This window comes from Pseudomonas sp. CCOS 191 (genome assembly GCF_001007005.1).
Taxonomy (GTDB): Bacteria; Pseudomonadota; Gammaproteobacteria; order Pseudomonadales; family Pseudomonadaceae; genus Aquipseudomonas; species Aquipseudomonas soli.
Genome location: NZ_LN847264.1, coordinates 3,837,766 through 3,852,310, shown reverse-complemented (window position 1 = coordinate 3,852,310; position 14,545 = coordinate 3,837,766). Strand labels below are relative to the sequence as shown.

Here is a 14,545-nt window from a genome sequence, read left to right as displayed (position 1 = left end):
GACCCCTAGGTCTCTGCTTGCTGCTCCACTTCATCCACGTAGGCTTCGAAAAACCAGTCGGGTATCTCTTCGTTGCGGTACTCCAGTTGCACGCCATCGGTGATTTCCGCCAGCCACACCGCGCTCTGCCCGGAGTTGTCGAACACATAGGCACGATGGCTGGCGGCGATGGCCTCCGGGAGCAGGTCGAGGGAGCGCTCGTAGCGGCTGCGCACCAGATCGTCCCTGACGGGATGGCCGCCCGCGCGCACGCGAATGGCGACCCGTTCGATATTGATCCGCGGGTTTTCGGTCGAGACGAAATAGAGGTAGGTGCGATAGCCCTGGGTTTGTGCCAGGCGCATGAATTCGATCTTGCTCGGGTGCGACATGACGCTTTCGAAGGTGAAACTCTGCTTTGCCTCCAGCAGGCGTTGGCGGATGAAATCGGCGATCACCGAGGCGAAGTACGAGTCCACTGGCACTGCACGGTAGTCGATCCGGTTGTCGAGCAGTTGCAGTTGCCTGGCGTGCATGGCCAGTTGCCGGGATGCAATCAGATGATGATCGAGATGGAACGTCAGCAGTTCGGCCTGAGTGGCCTGAATACCAAACGGGGCGAGGTCGACGAAGCCGCTGTCCTTTGCCTCTTGCTCGAGTTCGTCGGCATTGACGAAAAGGCGTGTCAGCGCCGCAGGCAGGCTGGCCTTGATGGTGCTCTTGCCCGAGCCGTTGGGGCCCGCAAAAACACGCAGCCTAGGCACGCCCGCCGGCCGTCTGGTCATCGACCCTGCGTACACTGATCATTTCGCCGACCCGGACCTTGCGCCGGGGGCTGGCCTTGCCCAGCACGGTCCGGGCACCATCGGCACCGACGCGCACCAGTTCACCGTCATCGACACACAGCACGCCGCGCTGGCTGGCCTGCAGGGCACGCAGGTAGGCCGAATGCGTAGCCTCGCTGGCGTGCAGGGGAATCTGTTGTTCAAGGGTATCGAGGTCCCGTTCGGAGACCTTCTTCGCTTTTGCTGCCATCGCTGGACACCTCCGCGCAATGCGAAACCGCTTGCGCACATGGGAGGCATCATAGCGTCGACGCTGTAAAAAGGCATCAAGGAGGGTCATCGGGCTGTCCTGAAGTGGATTCGCCGCAAAGTCTGGCACAGCGCTGGGCTCACTGTTTCCCCAGGCCGCGTAGTCCGTTTCCCAAACCTGAAACGGGGCCGTCGAGCGGCCCCGCTGATCCGGTGTCGGTCTTCAGAAGCCGAAGTCGCTCAGGCCCGGGTGATCGTCCGGACGGCGCCCCAGTGGCCAGCGGAACTTGCGCTCGGCTTCGCTGATGGGTTGTTCGTTGATGCTGGCGTGGCGATTGCGCATCAGGCCGTCCTCGGCGAACTCCCAGTTCTCGTTGCCGTAGGCGCGGTACCACTGGCCGCTGTCGTCGCGGTACTCATAGGCGTAGCGCACGGCAATGCGGTTGTCGGTGAAGGCCCAGAGCTCCTTGATCAGGCGGTATTCGAGCTCGCGGTTCCACTTGCGGGTGAGGAAGGCCTGGGCCTCTTCGCGGCTGCTGCAGAACTCGGCGCGATTGCGCCAGTGGGTGTCGGTGGTGTAGGCCAGGGCCACTTTGGCGGCGTCGCGGCTGTTCCAGCCGTCTTCGGCAAGGCGGACTTTCTCGATGGCGGTTTCACGGGTGAAGGGGGGCAGTGGTGGGCGGGACATCGTGGTCAATCCTCAAGGTCGGTGGGCTTGGTTTGCAGGATCGAGATTAGTCCGTTCGGTAGGTGGGGAGAATCGGTGCTCTCGGCACTTCATAATTGCTCTTTGCGGAACAATCCCCGCCTGGTTCGTCTGGCCCGCCTGTCTTCTATAGTTACCCCAGACATTCGCTGGAGCCCGCCATGACCCTGATCAGCCGCGAACCCTGGTGGCTCGTCCCGCCCAAGCCCGGGCAGACCGAGCGGGACCTGCACTGGGGCTACCTGGAAATCTACGCCGACGGCCGCACCGTGTTCGTCGACCAGCGACCCAGTGAGCGGGAGCTGGCCGAACGCAAGAGTTGCCGTAACTTCCCCGACGCCGAAAAGCCCTGAGTCAACCTTCGAGCTGGGCCAGGCGCGCCTCCAGCGCTGCGACCCGTGCTTCCAGCGCCTCGATGCGTTCGTCCGCCGCGCTGGCGCGCGTGCCGCCTTCCTGCTGGCGGGCGGCGAGAATCGCCTCGATCTCGGCCGGGTCGCCCAGGGCGTGGGTGTAGCGGTCTTCGCGCTGGCCGGCCTGGCGCGGCAGGTGCAAGGCCAGGCCACGCGAGACCAGGCGCTCGAGCTGGTGCTGGACCTGATCGACATCCTCGAACTCATGCAGGCGGTTGCTGCGCGTCAGCAGTTCGCTGAGGGTCTGTGGGCCGCGCAGGAACATCAAACCCATCAGCACCAGCTGCGCCGGCACCAGCTCCAGGCCCTTGTCCACTCGCTGTTCCCAACGGTCGGCGCGGCTGCCCATCTGCAGGCGGGCCATTTCCTGATTCTCCAGGGCACGCAGGGCCTGGCCGACCTGGCCGGGGGAGAGGTTCATCACCGGTTCACGGCTGGTCTTCTGGTTGCAGGCCAGGACCAGGGCATTGAGGGTCAGGGGGTAGGTTTCCGGGCTGGTGGCCTGTTTCTCGATCAGTGAACCGAGCACGCGGATCTCGATGCTGTTGAAACGGCCTTCGCGGGTGCTTTCGTGTTCTGACATGGCCCTGTCTCATTGCGAGGAAAAGGCCACTAGCCTAGGTAAAGCGCCAGGCTTAAGCAATCACTGCTGGCGTCGCCGGCCAAGCCAGCTCCCCTGAGGCGTGGGAGCTGGCACGGCTGGGGCTTCAGGTGCTGGGCCGCTCCATGGCCTGGCAGGCCGCGGCGGTGAACAGCACGTCGGTCGAGGAGTTCAGCGCGGTCTCGGCCGAATCCTGCAGCACGCCGATGATGAAGCCGACCGCCACTACCTGCATGGCGATCTCGCTGGGGATGCCGAACAGGCTGCAGGCCAGCGGGATCAGCAGCAGCGAGCCACCGGCCACGCCCGAGGCGCCGCAGGCGCAGACCGCCGCCACCACGCTGAGCAGCACCGCGGTCGGCAGGTCGACCGGGATGCCCAGGGTGTGCACGGCGGCCAGGGTCAGCACGGTGATGGTGATTGCAGCGCCCGCCATGTTGATGGTCGCGCCCAGCGGGATCGACACCGAATAGGTGTCCTCGTGCAGGCCAAGCTTCTCCGACAGCGCCAGGTTGACCGGGATGTTGGCCGCCGAGCTGCGGGTGAAGAACGCGGTAATGCCGCTCTCGCGCAGGCACAGCAGGGTCAGCGGGTAGGGATTGCGACGGATCTTCCAGTAAACGATCAACGGGTTCATCACCAGGGCCACGAACAGCATGCAGCCCATCAGCACGGCCAGCAGGTGCAGGTAGCCGAGCAGTGCATCCAGCCCCGACTGCGCCAGGGTGGCGCTGACCAGGCCGAAGATGCCCAGCGGGGCGAAGCGGATCACCATGCGCACGATCAGGGTCACGCCGTTGGACAGGTCCTCGACCACGGTGCGGGTGGTGTCACCGGCATGGCGCAGGGCCACGCCCAGGCCGATGGCCCAAGTCAGCACGCCGATGAAGTTGGCGTTGAGCAATGCGTTGACCGGGTTGTCCACGGCGCTGAGCAACAGGTTCTGCATCACCTCTGTGATGCCGCCGGGGGCGCTCAACGTGGCCTCGCCGGTGCTCAGCACCAGGTTCGAGGGGAACAGCATGCTGGCCACCACGGCCACCACCGCGGCGGCGAAGGTGCCCAGCAGGTACAGCCAGAGGATCGGGCGGATGTGGGTTTCCTGGCCATGGCGGTGGTTGGCGATCGAGGCCATCACCAAAATGAACACCAGGATCGGCGCCACGGCCTTCAGGGCGCTGACGAAGACCTTGCCGAGGAACCCCAGGTCGCGGGCCACGTCGGGGGCGAGCAGGGCCAGGGCGATGCCGGCCACCAGGCCGATGCAGATCTGCGTCACCAGGCCGGTGCGGTTGATGAGGCGGAGGATGGGGGTCATGTGCAGCGCAATCCAGTTACGTGAAAGCGCGCGACTTTACCACAGACCGCGCTGGCTCCTGTAGGCGCGGGCCTACCAGTGAAACAGCTCGCGCCGCGCGCCTTCGGTGATCGCCAGGATCCCCGGGTGCTTGACCTTGCGCTCCACCGAAATGGCGTAGAACGACTCGTTTACCGCCTCGGTCTGGCCGATCAGGCGCACGCCGTACTGGCGGCAGACCTCTTCGGCGATCACGCTGGGGGCGACGAAGATGCCGCTGCCCGACTGGCCGAAGGCCTGCATCAGCGCGCTGTCGTCGAATTCGCCGACGATCCGCGGTTGCACCTGCTGCTCGGCCAGCCAGCGCAGCAGGCGGCTGCGCAGCACGGTTTCCTGGCCTGGGATCAACAGCGGCGCGTCGTCCAGGCAGGCGGGGAAGGGCCGCTTCAGGCGCTCGGCCAGCGCAGGGGTGGCGAAGAAGCTCAGGCCACATTCGCCGAGCTTCTGGCTGTAGCCCTTGATGTCCAGGTGGCTGGGCATGGGGCTGTCGGAAATCACCAGGTCCAGACGCTGGATCGCCAGGTCCGCCAGCAGGCGTTCGAGTTTGTCCTCGCGGCAATTGATGCGCAGTACCTCCTCCAGCTCCATGGTCGGTGCCAGCAGGCGGTAGACGATGGACTTGGGCACCACGTCGGCCACGCCCACGCGAAACAGGATCTGCTCCTGCGGCCCGGCGCGCAGCATGGCCTCCAGTTCGCCGCCGATCTGGAACATCTGCTCGGCGTAGGCCAAGGCCTGGCGCCCGGTCTCGGTCAGTTCCAGCTGGCGCCCGACGCGCTGGAACAGCTCCAGGTTCCAGGTCTGCTCGAACAGGCTGATCTGGCCGCTGATGGTCTGCGGGGTCAGGTTGAGCTGTTCGCTGGCGCGGGCGATGCTGCCGGTCTTGGCCACCGCCCAGAAATAGTGGAGCTGGCGATAGTTGAGCATGTTCGCCTCGATTCGGAAAAACCGAAGTATACACGCTGAAAATACGAATTTTCCGGATGTTTCAGCCCCACTAGAATGCCACCCCATCAGGCGCATGAAGCGCCGCCCGGCATTCGACAAGCGAGGACCTCATGCTACAACTCAAATCCATTGGCACACCGCTGGTGCTGGCCCTGGCCCTGTTCGCCATGTCTGGCTGCGACCAGGCCGAGAAATCCGCCCAGCAGATGCTTGACCAGGCCGCTGAAACGGCCAAGCAGGCCATCGACAAGACCAATGACGCCGCCCAGCAGGCCTTGAGCGACGCCATCGGCAGCGATGGCGAGAAAGCCAAGGCCGAAGACGACAAGAAAGACACCCAGGACATCTGAGAGCAGGACTGACCAATGGAATATTTGCTGGAACTCGCCGCAAGCCCCACCGCCTGGGTAGCCCTCGCCACCCTGGTGGCCATGGAGGTCGTGCTCGGCATCGACAACCTGATCTTCATCTCCATCCTCACCAACAAGCTGCCCGAGGCCTATCGTTCCAAGGCGCGGCGTATCGGTATCAGCATGGCCCTGGTCATGCGCCTGGCGCTGCTCAGCACCGTGGCCTGGATCGTCCAGTTGACCGAGCCTGTGGTCGAGGTGTTCGGCCACACGTTCTCGTGGAAGGACATGATCCTCATTGCCGGTGGCCTGTTCCTGCTGTGGAAGGCGACCAAGGAGATCCATGAAAGTGTCGACCCACATGGCGCGAAGGAAGAGTCCAAGGCCGGCAACGTCGTGACCATCGGTTTCACCGCGGCGATCTTCCAGATCCTGCTGCTGGACATCGTCTTCTCGATCGACAGCATCATCACCGCCGTGGGCATGACCGAGCACCTGCCGATCATGATCATCGCCGTGATCAGTGCCGTGATCGTGATGCTGGTGGCCGCCGACCCGCTGGCCAAGTTCATCAACGACAACCCGACCGTGGTGATGCTGGCCCTGGGCTTCCTGATCATGATCGGCATGACCCTGATCGCCGAAGGCTTCGGTGCCCATGTGCCGAAAGGCTACGTATACGCTGCCATGGCGTTCTCGACCGCGATCGAGATCCTCAACATCATGGCTCGCCGGGCGCGCTTGAAGCGTGAGGCTGCCGAGGGCTGACCTGGTGTGAACCATCGCGGGGCCAGCCCGCCGCCACAAGACAGGTAGCTTGTGGCGGCGGGCTGGCCCCGCGATGCGTTTCAGGAAAGCTTCAGTTCAATGCGCCCCGGCATGCCGACGCGCACGGCGCACAGGTTGTGGTTTGACCAGGGCTTGAGGGGGCAGGTGATGTGGGTGTGCATGCCGGCGCACGATGCGCAGCACGCCCCAGAGCATGGCGGCTGCGACGCTCAGCCACATGCCAACCAGCATTAGAATCGCCATTGTCAGGCTCATGTGTGCCTCCTTCTCTCTGGCGAGCCAGGCCCGCCATCCAGACACTGCTTTAGTCTAGCTTGTCGCCTATGACGTTCCATTGACCAAAGGTCTAGTGCTTGGGCCGTTTCGTTCCAAGCCCGCATCGGGCTATACCCGAAGCCGCCCGCGCCCTATGATCGGCACTCATGGCCGGGCACCGCCTGCCTGGCGCTGGATCATGCGAGTGTCCATGTTGCAAAAACTCATCACGTCCCGGGCCCTGGGCCCACGTCGCCTGTTGGCCGCCTGCCTGGTGGCGGCCACGTTGTCGGGTTGCGCCAGCGCGCCACCGGCCGCGCTCAAAGGCCTGCCGCAGCGGGTCGAGATCAGCAGCGTTCCCTTCTACGGCGGCAACGCCAACCACAGTGGCTCGATGGCCCTGGCCGCCGTGCTGTCGCAGCAGGGCGCGCCGATCACGCCGGGCCTGCTCGACAAGTCGTTGGGCCTGCCTGCCGCCGCCGAGTCCCTGGAAACCGGCATCCCTCGGGTTGCCCGTGAATACGGCCGGGTCGTCTACCCGCTGGACAAACACCTGGATGCCTTGCTCGCCCAGGTGGCGGCCGGCTACCCGGTGTTGTTGCGTTATCAGGAAGGTTCGGCGTGGTGGAGCGAGCCGCGCTATGCGGTGTTGATTGGCTATGACCGCTACAAGCAGCGGGTATTGCTGCGCTCGGGCATGCATCGGCGCCAGTTGATGGCTTTCGATGATTTCGAGTCGGCGTGGGCCAAGGAGGGTAGCTGGGCGGTGTTGCTGCAATCGCCGCGGCAATTGCCGGCCCAGGTGGATCGCCAGCGCTGGCTGCAGGCGGCGGATGAACTGGCCCGTTCGGGGCAGGAGATCGCGGCGAAGCAGGCTGTCACAAGCCTGGGACGGTGAGGCTGAAATGATCGCGGGGCAAGCCCGCTCCCACAAGATTGGCCTTGTGGGAGCGGGCTTGCCCCGCGATTGCTTCACATCAGAAGCCCAGGCGATCGCGCAGGCTGTAGTACCAGGCACCGATGGCGCTGAACGGCACACGCAGCATCTGGCCGCCCGGGAACGGGTAGTGCGGCAGGCCGGCGAACGCGTCGAAGCGCTCGGCCTGGCCGCGCAGGGCTTCGGCCAGCACCTTGCCCGCCAGGTGGGTGTAGGTGACGCCGTGGCCCGAGCAACCCTGCGAGTAGTAGATGTTGTCGCCGATGCGGCCGACCTGCGGCAGGCGCGACAGGGTCAGCAGGAAGTTGCCGGTCCAGGCGTAGTCGATCTTGACGTCCTTGAGCTGCGGGAAGGCCTTGAGCATCTTCGGACGGATGATCGCCTCGATGTTCGCCGGGTCACGCGCACCGTATACCACGCCACCGCCGAAGATCAGGCGCTTGTCGCTGGTCAGGCGATAGTAGTCGAGCAGGTAGTTGCAGTCCTCGACGCAGTAGTCCTGCGGCAGCAGGGTGCGGGCCAGTTCCTCGCCCAGCGGCTCGGTGGTGATCACCTGGGTGCCGCAGGGCATCGACTTGGCAGCCAGCTCCGGTACCAGGTTGCCCAGGTAGGCGTTGCCGGCGACGATGATGAACTTGGCGCGCACCTTGCCTTGCGGGGTGTGCACTACCGGGTTGGCGCCACGCTCGATGCGCACGGCCGGGGTCTGCTCATAGATGATGCCACCCAGCGACTCGACCGCGGCGGCTTCGCCCAGGGCCAGGTTCAGTGGGTGGATATGGCCGCCGCTCATGTCGAGCATGCCGCCTATATAGCTGTCGCAGGCCACCACTTCACGGATGCGCTTCTGGTCCATCAGCTCCAGCTGGTTGTGGCCGAAGCGTTCCCACAGGCGTTTTTGCGATTCCAGGTGGCCCATCTGCTTGCTGGTCAGCGCTGCAAATACGCCGCCGTCCTTCAGGTCGCACTGGATGTCGTACTTGGCCACGCGCTCACGGATGATGCGCCCGCCCTCGAAGGCCATCTGACCGAGCAGTTGCGCCTGCTTGGGGCCGACGGTGCGCTCGATGACATCGATGTCGCGGCTATAACTGTTGACGATCTGGCCACCGTTGCGGCCCGAGGCGCCGAAACCGACCTTGGCGGCCTCGACGATGCTCACCTTGAAGCCGTTCTCCAGCAGGAACAGGGCGCTGGACAGGCCGGTGTAGCCGGCACCGATGATGCACACATCGGTTTCCACCTCACCCTGCAGCGCCGGACGTGGCGGCACCGGGTTGGCCGAGGCGGCGTAGTAGGACTGGGGGTAGGGGGTGTTTGCCATGCTCGAGGAACCTCGTGTTTTATATTTTTAACGAATGTACCGATGCTATCAATAATAATAAACACCCGCTAGTCGTCCGGTGAAAATCCTTTACGCCCCCCTGTACCTTGGCCTTTCTATAAATAGTTTAAGATTCAGTAGCTTAGCGTGAAAAAAACAGTTGACAGGGTATCTGGATCGCGTAGAATGCGCCCCACACGACAGGCACATAGCTCAGTTGGTTAGAGCACCACCTTGACATGGTGGGGGTCGTTGGTTCGAGTCCAATTGTGCCTACCAAATCAGAAGAGGGCGATCCGCAAGGATCGCCCTTTTTGCTTTTGGTAATTTCCAGCGGGCGAGCCGCATGCGAGATCGGCCGGTAAAAGCCTTGCCCGCAGGTAGCCGGGGCGGCTCGGATGAATTTCGCAAAGTTTTTGATTTTTTTGAAAAAAACGCTTTACAGGTGCGTAGTCGATCACTAATATGCGCACCACACGACAGGCACATAGCTCAGTTGGTTAGAGCACCACCTTGACATGGTGGGGGTCGTTGGTTCGAGTCCAATTGTGCCTACCAAATCAGAAGAGGGCGATCCGAAAGGATCGCCCTTTTTGCTTTCCGCCGTTCCATGGGCGCTGACATACGCTGCAACTTTCCACCTTCGCCTCATCCCTGCGGCCGAGCGGTTCGCTCATGCTAGAATCCGCCCCTTCGAATCTGGAGGTACAGGCGTGCGCAAACTGGCGGTGGTAATGGCGGTGTTGGCCCTGGCGGGCTGTAACAACGAGGTCGAAGGCGTGCACAAGCAGGTGGCCGAACACCTGAACAACCCCAAGACGGCCAAGTTCGCCAACGTGCGCTTCGACACCCAGGGCTCCATCTGCGGCCAGTTCCGCGGCAAGGATGACGCCGGTCAGTACGAGGCTTATCGCAGCTACGTGGCGATCAAGCACGACGGTCAGTACGAGATCCTCATCGACGAGACCGGCAACAACCTGCGTATCCGCGAAGTCTGCGGTGGCGCCGACCTGCAGCGCCGCGCCGAGGCGCTGGCCGACCAGCCGGCGCCGGAAGGTTGGGACGTGGAGGTGATCCAGGGGCCGAACATGGGCGCCCTGACCGACATGACCGCACGCCTGATCGAAAAGGGCATCCCGTCCTGGGTCGAGTACCGCGACGGCAAGCCGGTGGTGCTGATGGGGCCGTTCCCGGCCAAGGTCGAGGCCGATGCGCGCAAGGCCGAGGTGATGGCCAAGCTGGGCACCGACTCGATTGTCATCCAGCACGGCGTCAAGCGCTGACCTTCACCCGCACCTGCCAGGCTCGGCGCTGGGCAGGTATCAGATAGAACGCGGGCTTGCCTCGCGTTCGGCGCCGATGTCCTCGAACACGCTGATCAGATGTTCCGGCTGCCCGTCGGCGCGGCGCTCCAGCGAGGTGCGTGCCCGCACCCAGAGGTAGTGCCCGTCCTTGTGGCGCACTCGCTTCTGCACTTCGTATCGTTCGATCTCGCCGGCCAGCATGCGCCGCAGCAGCGCCAGATTGTCCGGTAGGTCGTCGGGGTGGGTGAGCTGCTGGAACGTCGTGCCGTACAACTCGTCCTCACGGTAACCCAGCAGTTCGCAAAGGCTGCCGTTGACCCGCTGCCAGCTGCCATCCGGGTCGATGTAGGCCAGCGCGCCCCAGGCCAGTTCGAAGATGGTGCGAAAGCGCGCCTCGCTCTGGCGCAATTCCTCTTCGGCCACCTTGCGCTCGGTGTTGTCCATGCTGATGCCGAGCATCTTCACCGGGCGCCCGGCACTGTCGCTGAGCACCGTGGCGCGCGAGGCGATCCAGCGTTGGTCGCCATCGGGGCGGGTGATGCGAAAGTCGCACTCGCAGCCGGTGCCGTCAGCCACGGCCTGGGCATACATGCCCTGCATGTGGCTGGCGTCCTCGGGGTGGATGTGCTCCCAGAAGTCCTCGTTGCGCCGTAGTGGCCAGCCATACACCGCCTCGACGTTGGGCGAGTAGGTCACTTCGTCGGTGACCAGGTTCCATTCCCAGGTGACGATGCGCGCACCCTCCTGGGCCAGCTTCATGCGTGTCTCGCTCTCCATGATCTCGGCGGTGTAGCGGCGGCGCACGTCGGTCATCGGCAGCTCGACCACCTCGGCCTGCTGCACGCTGTGCAGGGCCTCTTCGCCGTAGCGCAGCCAGATCCAGTTGACCTTGAGCAGGTCGGCCAGCTTGCGCAGGTTGGCGTAGTCGATCTCGCCACCGCGGGTCCACTTGTGCACCGCCGTGCGCGAGATCCCCAAGGCCGTGCCCACCGCCTGCAGGGTCAGCTTGTGGTGTTCGAGCAGTTCCTTGAGGCGAAAGGCGAAGCTGTTTTCCGTCATGGGTGCTGGATCCTTGGGCGTGGACGAGGCGGTCAGTATACCTGAGCTGTCAACTTCAGGTTGACAGCGCGGTTGCCGCGCTCGGCGGCGCCGGTTAACGTGGCGCCTGACCCATTCAGGACAGGGATGCACCGCATGAGCCGATCACTGGAACTCAACCGCGCCAGTTGGAATGAACGGGCGCCACTGCACGCCGCCTCGAAGGACTACGAGGTCGAACGCTTTGTCGCCGAACCCGGCCACCTGTCCGAGGTGGTGCGTTTCGACCTGCCGCGCCTGGGCGATATCCATGGCCTGCGCGCGGTGCACCTGCAATGCCATATCGGTACCGACACCTTGTCGCTGGCGCGCCTGGGGGCGGATGTCTGTGGCCTGGACTTCTCTGCCGCCTCGCTGGCCCAGGCGCGTGGCCTGGCCGAACGTTGCGGCGCTGGCATCGCCTATGTCGAAGCGGACGTCTACCAGGCGGCACAGGTGCTGCCTGCCGATGGTTTCGATCTGGTCTACACCGGCATCGGCGCGTTGTGCTGGCTGCCGAGTATCGAGCGCTGGGCGCAGGCAGTGGCGGCGTTGCTCAAGCCGGGCGGACGCCTGTTCCTGCGCGATGGCCATCCGATGCTGATGGCGGTCAACGAAGACCATGAGGACCGTTTGCAGCTGGAGTATCCGTACTTCGAGCGCGAGGCGCCGACCGTGTGGATCAGCGACCAGACCTACGTCGACACCGAGCAGGCCCTGACGCAGACCGAAACCCATGAGTGGAACCATGGCCTCGGCGAGGTGATCACCGCGCTGTTGCGTAGCGGCCTGCGCATCACCGCCCTGGAGGAGCACCAGAGCATTCCCTGGGAGGCCTTGCCTGGGCAGATGGCGTTGGGTGATGACGGCGAGTGGCGCCTGGTCGAGGCGCCCTGGAGATTGCCGCTGAGCTATACGCTGCAGGCGGTCAAAGGGTAGATCAAAGGCTTGGCGTGTACGCGAGCCGTGGGAGCGGGCTTGCCCCGCGACAGGTTCGCGATTGCAATCGCGGGTCAAGCCCGCTCCCACGGAATCCGCGCCATTTCAGCCAGGGGCCTGTGTGCTCAGGACAGGAACCCGCCGTCCACATTGAGCGCGGTGCCGGTGGTATAGCTGGAGGCGTCGCTGGCCAGGTACAGCACCGCCCCGGCCATCTCGCTCGGGTCGGCCACGCGCTTGAGCGGGATCTGCTGCAGCGCGGCATTGCGGATGCTGTCGTTCTTCACCAGCGCCGAGGCGAACTTGGTGTCGGTCAGCCCTGGCAGCAGGGCGTTGCAGCGGATGCCGAACTGCGCGCACTCCTTGGCAAACACCTTGGTCATGTTGATCACGGCCGCCTTGGTCACCGAGTAGATGCCCTGGAACAGCCCCGGTGACACCCCGTTGATCGAGGCCACGTTGATGATGCTGCCACCGCCGTGCTCGCGCATCAGCTTGCCGGCTTCCACCGACATGAAGAAGTAACCGCGGATATTGACGTCGACGGTCTTCTGGAAAGCGCCCAGGTCGGTATCCAGCACATTGCAGAACTGCGGGTTGGTGGCGGCGTTGTTGACCAGAATGTCGAGGCGCCCGAACTGTTCGCGGATGCCGGCGAACACCTGCTGGATTTGCTCCATCTCACCGATATGGCAGGCCACCGCGGTGGCCTTGCCGCCGGCGGCTACGATCGCCTCGGCCACCTGCTGGCAGCCGTCGAGCTTGCGGCTGGAGACGATCACATGGGCGCCCTGCTGGGCCAGCAGGTGGGCGATGGCTTCACCGATGCCACGGCTGGCACCGGAAACGAAGGCGATCTTGCCGTCGAGGTCGAACAGGTGGGTCTTGGACATTCGGGTATTCCTTGTTGTGGGCCGGATTACAGGCTGGATTTGCCGATCAGTTGCAGGCTCATGTGCTCCAACAGCTTGTTCATGTGGATGAACTGGGCTAAACGTTTGTCCTGGGTCTGGCCGTGGAAGAAGCGGTAGTAGATCTGCTGGACGATGCCGGCCAGGCGGAACAGGCCGTAGCAGTAATAGAAGTCGAAATTGTCGATGCGAATGCCGGCGCGTTCTGCGTAGTAGTCGACAAACTGCTGGCGGGTCAGCATGCCCGGCGCATTGCTCGGCTGGCGACGCATCAGCTGTACTGGCGCTGGGTCGCCGGCCTCGATCCAGTAGGCCAGGCTGTTGCCCAGGTCCATCAGCGGATCGCCGATGGTGGCCATTTCCCAGTCCAGCACGCCGATGATGCGCATCGGGTTGTTGCTGTCGAGGATGACATTGTCGAAGCGGTAGTCGTTATGCACGATGCCCGGGCGCGGGTGGTCGGCGGGCATCTTCTCGCGCAGCCAGGTGATCACCTGTTCCCAGCGCGGTGCGTCGGGGGTCAGGGCTTTTTCATAGCGGCTGGCCCAGCCTTCGATCTGGCGCTGCACATAACCTTCCGGCTTGCCCAGGTCGGCCAGGCCACATGCCTGGTAGTCCACCTGGTGCAGCTCGATCAGGCGATCGATGAAGCTTTTGCACAGCGCCTCGGTGCGACCGGCGTCCAGGTCGAGTTCGGCGGGGATGTCCGAGCGCAGGATGATGCCGTTGACCCGCTCCATCACGTAGAACTCGCCGCCGATCAGCGCTTCATCGGTGCAGTGCACGTAGGCCTTGGGGCAATAGGGGAAACCGGCATTGAGCTGGTTGAGGATACGGAACTCGCGGCCCATGTCGTGGGCCGACTTGGCCTTGTGGCCGAATGGCGGGCGGCGCAGGACGAATTCCTTGCCCGGGTAGGCCACCAGGTAGGTCAGGTTAGAGGCGCCACCCGGAAACTGGCTGATGGTCGGGCTGCCCTGCAGGCCAGGTATATGACCCTTGAGGTAAGGATCGATGACGGCCGCGTCGAGTTCTTCGCCGGGGCGTACCTGGGTGGACTGGTCGGTGAGCGTCATGCGATTTCCTTATGATCGATAGCAAGGACTATTGGCTAATCTAATTTCCTGTCGAAGCTGGTACAAGCGTGCCAGACGCTTATTGGCCTGGGTGTTGCCGGCCGATCAATGGCCCTGATGGACCGGCTTTGCGCGGGCGAAAAAAAACCGAAGCGCATCAGGCTTCGGTCTTTTTCATTCGCGTTCTACCGCGCCAATCAGGCCGGGAACAGCTCGCTGAGCTTCATCGACAGCATCATGTCGCCTTCGACGCGCAGCTTGCCGCCCATGAAGGCCTGCATGCCGTCGGTGTCACCGCTGACGATGCCCTTGAGGGTTTCGCTGTCCATTACCAGGGTACAGTTGGCGTCGGCGTTCTCGCCTTCCTGGATCTCGCAGGTGCCGTCCTTGACCAGCAGGGCGTAGTGCTTGTCTTCGTCGGTGATGTTGAAGCCGAACACCAGGTCCAGGCCGGCGGCAGCTGCAGGGTTGAATTTTGCCTTCATCGCCTCGACGGCTTTAGCTACATCGCTCATGGTGTATTCCTTGTTAAGTGATATTCGCGTCCG

At 63.8% G+C, this 14,545-nt stretch carries 19 protein-coding genes and 2 tRNA genes; 8 read left to right on the top strand and 13 right to left on the bottom strand.

All coding sequences use genetic code 11. From position 1 onward, the window contains the following. Nucleotides 1-5: 5 nt before the first annotated feature. The 3 genes from CCOS191_RS17090 to CCOS191_RS17080 all read right to left on the bottom strand — a co-directional run bounded on the left by CCOS191_RS17090 (nt 6) and on the right by CCOS191_RS17080 (nt 1,701). On the bottom strand, nt 6-764 hold the full coding sequence (locus CCOS191_RS17090; RefSeq protein ID WP_046856237.1) for a zeta toxin family protein: 759 nt from the start codon (nt 762-764) through the stop codon (nt 6-8). After that, nucleotides 736-1,014, bottom strand: coding sequence for a hypothetical protein (locus tag CCOS191_RS17085; protein ID WP_046856236.1), 279 nt, complete (start codon nt 1,012-1,014; stop codon nt 736-738). Before CCOS191_RS17085 ends, CCOS191_RS17090 begins: the two co-directional genes overlap by 29 nt. A gap of 222 nt (nt 1,015-1,236) precedes the next feature. Beyond that, on the bottom strand, nt 1,237-1,701 hold the full coding sequence (locus CCOS191_RS17080) for a nuclear transport factor 2 family protein (protein ID WP_046856235.1): 465 nt from the start codon (nt 1,699-1,701) through the stop codon (nt 1,237-1,239). A 179-nt stretch (nt 1,702-1,880) separates the two neighbouring features. Between CCOS191_RS17080 and CCOS191_RS17075 the strand changes: the two genes are divergently transcribed. Continuing rightward, nucleotides 1,881-2,072: a hypothetical protein gene (locus CCOS191_RS17075; protein WP_046856234.1), complete on the top strand. Its 192-nt coding sequence runs from the start codon at nt 1,881-1,883 to the stop codon at nt 2,070-2,072. Nucleotide 2,073: 1 nt separating this feature from the next. On the opposite strand, the gene CCOS191_RS17070 is transcribed toward CCOS191_RS17075, so the two are convergent. The 3 genes from CCOS191_RS17070 to nhaR form a co-directional block, all read right to left on the bottom strand. Continuing rightward, entirely contained in the window at nt 2,074-2,712 is a 639-nt protein-coding gene (locus tag CCOS191_RS17070; RefSeq protein WP_046856233.1) for a YceH family protein, read from the bottom strand. Nucleotides 2,713-2,836: 124 nt separating this feature from the next. Further along, nucleotides 2,837-4,048 (bottom strand): serine/threonine transporter SstT, encoded by a 1,212-nt coding sequence (gene sstT, locus CCOS191_RS17065; RefSeq protein ID WP_046856232.1) that lies wholly within the window; start codon nt 4,046-4,048, stop codon nt 2,837-2,839. Between the two features lie 72 nt (nt 4,049-4,120). Next, complete coding sequence (gene nhaR / locus CCOS191_RS17060; RefSeq protein WP_046856231.1) at nt 4,121-5,014, bottom strand: transcriptional activator NhaR; 894 nt, start codon at nt 5,012-5,014, stop codon at nt 4,121-4,123. A 131-nt stretch (nt 5,015-5,145) separates the two neighbouring features. Here nhaR and CCOS191_RS17055 point away from each other — a divergent pair, with 131 nt between their 5' ends. Both CCOS191_RS17055 and CCOS191_RS17050 read left to right on the top strand, forming a co-directional pair. Beyond that, nucleotides 5,146-5,385, top strand: coding sequence for a hypothetical protein (locus tag CCOS191_RS17055; RefSeq protein ID WP_046856230.1), 240 nt, complete (start codon nt 5,146-5,148; stop codon nt 5,383-5,385). Between the two features lie 15 nt (nt 5,386-5,400). Next, the gene (locus CCOS191_RS17050; protein ID WP_046856229.1) at nt 5,401-6,153 is read left to right on the top strand and encodes a TerC family protein; all 753 of its coding nucleotides are present in this window, start codon (nt 5,401-5,403) and stop codon (nt 6,151-6,153) included. 96 nt (nt 6,154-6,249) lie between these two features. Here the strand turns inward: CCOS191_RS17050 and CCOS191_RS27525 are convergent, their stop codons facing one another. After that, nucleotides 6,250-6,429, bottom strand: coding sequence for a hypothetical protein (locus CCOS191_RS27525; protein ID WP_081941225.1), 180 nt, complete (start codon nt 6,427-6,429; stop codon nt 6,250-6,252). Nucleotides 6,430-6,583: 154 nt separating this feature from the next. Between CCOS191_RS27525 and CCOS191_RS17045 the strand changes: the two genes are divergently transcribed. Beyond that, nucleotides 6,584-7,327 (top strand): peptidase C39 family protein, encoded by a 744-nt coding sequence (locus CCOS191_RS17045; protein WP_046856228.1) that lies wholly within the window; start codon nt 6,584-6,586, stop codon nt 7,325-7,327. 79 nt (nt 7,328-7,406) lie between these two features. Here CCOS191_RS17045 and CCOS191_RS17040 read toward each other — a convergent pair whose 3' ends face one another. Continuing rightward, nucleotides 7,407-8,690, bottom strand: a complete 1,284-nt coding sequence (locus CCOS191_RS17040) for an NAD(P)/FAD-dependent oxidoreductase (RefSeq protein ID WP_046856227.1) — start codon at nt 8,688-8,690, stop codon at nt 7,407-7,409. Nucleotides 8,691-8,892: 202 nt separating this feature from the next. Here CCOS191_RS17040 and CCOS191_RS17035 point away from each other — a divergent pair. Next, nucleotides 8,893-8,969 (top strand) — tRNA-Val (locus tag CCOS191_RS17035). A 2-nt stretch (nt 8,970-8,971) separates the two neighbouring features. Here CCOS191_RS17035 and CCOS191_RS28025 read toward each other — a convergent pair. Beyond that, the gene (locus CCOS191_RS28025; RefSeq protein WP_156177636.1) at nt 8,972-9,151 is read right to left on the bottom strand and encodes a hypothetical protein; all 180 of its coding nucleotides are present in this window, start codon (nt 9,149-9,151) and stop codon (nt 8,972-8,974) included. A gap of 20 nt (nt 9,152-9,171) precedes the next feature. Between CCOS191_RS28025 and CCOS191_RS17030 the strand changes: the two genes are divergently transcribed. Together CCOS191_RS17030 and CCOS191_RS17025 are read left to right on the top strand one after the other, a co-directional pair. Further along, nucleotides 9,172-9,248 (top strand) — tRNA-Val (locus CCOS191_RS17030). 155 nt (nt 9,249-9,403) lie between these two features. Continuing rightward, nucleotides 9,404-9,973, top strand: a complete 570-nt coding sequence (locus CCOS191_RS17025; protein ID WP_046856226.1) for an SPOR domain-containing protein — start codon at nt 9,404-9,406, stop codon at nt 9,971-9,973. A 39-nt stretch (nt 9,974-10,012) separates the two neighbouring features. Here CCOS191_RS17025 and CCOS191_RS17020 read toward each other — a convergent pair whose 3' ends face one another. Next, nucleotides 10,013-11,053 carry a helix-turn-helix domain-containing protein gene (locus tag CCOS191_RS17020; protein ID WP_046856225.1) on the bottom strand — a complete coding sequence of 347 codons (1,041 nt, stop codon included), beginning with the start codon at nt 11,051-11,053 and terminating at the stop codon, nt 10,013-10,015. A 135-nt stretch (nt 11,054-11,188) separates the two neighbouring features. On the opposite strand from CCOS191_RS17020, the gene CCOS191_RS17015 reads away from it, so the two are divergent. Beyond that, nucleotides 11,189-12,010: a class I SAM-dependent methyltransferase gene (locus CCOS191_RS17015; RefSeq protein ID WP_046857841.1), complete on the top strand. Its 822-nt coding sequence runs from the start codon at nt 11,189-11,191 to the stop codon at nt 12,008-12,010. 125 nt (nt 12,011-12,135) lie between these two features. On the opposite strand, the gene CCOS191_RS17010 is transcribed toward CCOS191_RS17015, so the two are convergent. The 3 genes from CCOS191_RS17010 to CCOS191_RS17000 all read right to left on the bottom strand — a co-directional run bounded on the left by CCOS191_RS17010 (nt 12,136) and on the right by CCOS191_RS17000 (nt 14,512). Further along, the gene (locus tag CCOS191_RS17010; RefSeq protein WP_046856224.1) at nt 12,136-12,903 is read right to left on the bottom strand and encodes an SDR family oxidoreductase; all 768 of its coding nucleotides are present in this window, start codon (nt 12,901-12,903) and stop codon (nt 12,136-12,138) included. Between the two features lie 26 nt (nt 12,904-12,929). Next, nucleotides 12,930-13,997 carry a phosphotransferase family protein gene (locus CCOS191_RS17005; protein ID WP_046856223.1) on the bottom strand — a complete coding sequence of 356 codons (1,068 nt, stop codon included), beginning with the start codon at nt 13,995-13,997 and terminating at the stop codon, nt 12,930-12,932. A 197-nt stretch (nt 13,998-14,194) separates the two neighbouring features. Next, nucleotides 14,195-14,512 carry an SCP2 sterol-binding domain-containing protein gene (locus tag CCOS191_RS17000; protein WP_023630010.1) on the bottom strand — a complete coding sequence of 106 codons (318 nt, stop codon included), beginning with the start codon at nt 14,510-14,512 and terminating at the stop codon, nt 14,195-14,197. Between the last annotated feature and the right edge of the window lie 33 nt (nt 14,513-14,545).

What these genes read in the sequence shown, in the direction of transcription:
- CCOS191_RS17050 (WP_046856229.1), top strand. Translation starts at nt 5,401, where the DNA reads ATGGAATATTTGCTGGAACTCGCCGCAAGCCCCACCGCCTGGGTAGCC.
- CCOS191_RS17075 (WP_046856234.1), top strand. Translation starts at nt 1,881, where the DNA reads ATGACCCTGATCAGCCGCGAACCCTGGTGGCTCGTCCCGCCCAAGCCC.
- CCOS191_RS17090 (WP_046856237.1), bottom strand. Translation starts at nt 764, where the DNA reads ATGACCAGACGGCCGGCGGGCGTGCCTAGGCTGCGTGTTTTTGCGGGC.
- nhaR (WP_046856231.1), bottom strand. Translation starts at nt 5,014, where the DNA reads ATGCTCAACTATCGCCAGCTCCACTATTTCTGGGCGGTGGCCAAGACC.
- CCOS191_RS17010 (WP_046856224.1), bottom strand. Translation starts at nt 12,903, where the DNA reads ATGTCCAAGACCCACCTGTTCGACCTCGACGGCAAGATCGCCTTCGTT.
- CCOS191_RS17015 (WP_046857841.1), top strand. Translation starts at nt 11,189, where the DNA reads ATGAGCCGATCACTGGAACTCAACCGCGCCAGTTGGAATGAACGGGCG.
- CCOS191_RS17000 (WP_023630010.1), bottom strand. Translation starts at nt 14,512, where the DNA reads ATGAGCGATGTAGCTAAAGCCGTCGAGGCGATGAAGGCAAAATTCAAC.
- CCOS191_RS17070 (WP_046856233.1), bottom strand. Translation starts at nt 2,712, where the DNA reads ATGTCAGAACACGAAAGCACCCGCGAAGGCCGTTTCAACAGCATCGAG.
- CCOS191_RS17045 (WP_046856228.1), top strand. Translation starts at nt 6,584, where the DNA reads ATGATCGGCACTCATGGCCGGGCACCGCCTGCCTGGCGCTGGATCATG.
- CCOS191_RS17005 (WP_046856223.1), bottom strand. Translation starts at nt 13,997, where the DNA reads ATGACGCTCACCGACCAGTCCACCCAGGTACGCCCCGGCGAAGAACTC.
- CCOS191_RS17055 (WP_046856230.1), top strand. Translation starts at nt 5,146, where the DNA reads ATGCTACAACTCAAATCCATTGGCACACCGCTGGTGCTGGCCCTGGCC.
- CCOS191_RS17040 (WP_046856227.1), bottom strand. Translation starts at nt 8,690, where the DNA reads ATGGCAAACACCCCCTACCCCCAGTCCTACTACGCCGCCTCGGCCAAC.
- CCOS191_RS17020 (WP_046856225.1), bottom strand. Translation starts at nt 11,053, where the DNA reads ATGACGGAAAACAGCTTCGCCTTTCGCCTCAAGGAACTGCTCGAACAC.
- CCOS191_RS17085 (WP_046856236.1), bottom strand. Translation starts at nt 1,014, where the DNA reads ATGGCAGCAAAAGCGAAGAAGGTCTCCGAACGGGACCTCGATACCCTT.
- sstT (WP_046856232.1), bottom strand. Translation starts at nt 4,048, where the DNA reads ATGACCCCCATCCTCCGCCTCATCAACCGCACCGGCCTGGTGACGCAG.
- CCOS191_RS17080 (WP_046856235.1), bottom strand. Translation starts at nt 1,701, where the DNA reads ATGTCCCGCCCACCACTGCCCCCCTTCACCCGTGAAACCGCCATCGAG.
- CCOS191_RS27525 (WP_081941225.1), bottom strand. Translation starts at nt 6,429, where the DNA reads ATGAGCCTGACAATGGCGATTCTAATGCTGGTTGGCATGTGGCTGAGC.